Source organism: Paenibacillus sp. P4_A7, assembly GCF_056402455.1.
This window is the reverse complement of sequence record NZ_JBFUHJ010000817.1, coordinates 1-1,050: the sequence shown is the minus strand read 5'-3', so window position 1 is coordinate 1,050 and position 1,050 is coordinate 1. Positions and strand designations below refer to the sequence as shown.

The window sequence follows — 1,050 nt, the reverse complement described above, 5'->3', positions numbered from 1 at the left end:
ATAGAGCTCATTGCTGCAGGCTCTTCGTATTTTGCGCGCGCTCGGATAGCCGGCGGTATGCTTTTGCGAGTTAGGCTTCACGTTAACCGACTCCTCTCTATCCCATATGTATGCGCACGGGTAAGAGAAGGTCACTCTAAGACTCTCATTAACGAACAAACAAACATGTATCAAAATGACTCAAGATAATGGTTGTGCTGGATTCAATCTACAACAATGTAGCCCACCATTGGTCCGCTGTGCCGCATATCTTTATGAGTCAAGCATATAACAGGATAGGTGCCTTCCTTTTGAGCAGTAAACCGTACAACAGTTGTTTTACCCTTTGTAACCTCACCACGAACACCTAGACCCTCAATGACAAAAGGATGGCTTTTTCCATTCACTCCTGTAATTTGCAATTCAATTAACTCTCCTTTTTCCACGAGGATAGTACCTGGGTGCCAAACGTATACTTCCTGCTCTTTACCATCATCGGTTGTCGACTTATACTCGCCAGTGACTAACTGGATAACACGAGCCTCTGTTGCCTGTCCGCTAACTGGGCGCGCTTGGTTCCAGCTTAAGAATACTCCTGTCAAAATAATAAGCGCCGCTACTACGATAAACAACTGAATTTGTCGTTTCCTTACGATAAATACTTTGGACATGGAACGATCACCTCATCTTTTCGTATCATTTAAGGCTAGTCTATGCTGGGGCTTGTCAACCGATGACAAAAGTGGAAGGTTATCTGTTTCATGTGTTAAAATAGCTTCAACGTTGGCGTTGTAAGCACTGGCTGGCACTTATAATGAGAGGCGGAGAGATAAAAAGGATGGAATGGATTAAGGAAATGTTGCATGAGGTGTTATTATGGGTTGAAAGCTTAGGGTATTTTGGTATATTAATCGGTTTATTAATTGAAGTAATTCCAAGTGAAATCGTATTGGGCTTCGGAGGCTATCTCGTTTGGAAAGGCGATATCACATTCTGGGGAGCTGTACTGTTCGGAACAATTGGTGCAGTAGGACAAAACTGGATCTTATATGCGATTGGCCGATACGGCGG

Annotated in this window: 2 protein-coding genes; one reads left to right on the top strand and one right to left on the bottom strand. The window is 43.5% G+C overall.

Translation table 11 applies throughout. From position 1 onward, the window contains the following. Positions 1-203: 203 nt before the first annotated feature. Positions 204-650 carry a cupredoxin domain-containing protein gene (locus AC1DWN_RS34240; RefSeq protein ID WP_477563264.1) on the bottom strand — a complete coding sequence of 149 codons (447 nt, stop codon included), beginning with the start codon at positions 648-650 and terminating at the stop codon, positions 204-206. A 167-nt stretch (positions 651-817) separates the two neighbouring features. Between AC1DWN_RS34240 and AC1DWN_RS34235 the strand changes: the two genes are divergently transcribed. Next, positions 818-1,050: DedA family protein (locus AC1DWN_RS34235; protein ID WP_477563263.1), on the top strand; the 233-nt coding region annotated here is incomplete at its 3' end.

Bases quoted from the DNA above. Each gene is read 5' to 3' on its own strand.
- AC1DWN_RS34240 (WP_477563264.1), bottom strand. From the start codon at position 650: ATGTCCAAAGTATTTATCGTAAGGAAACGACAAATTCAGTTGTTTATC.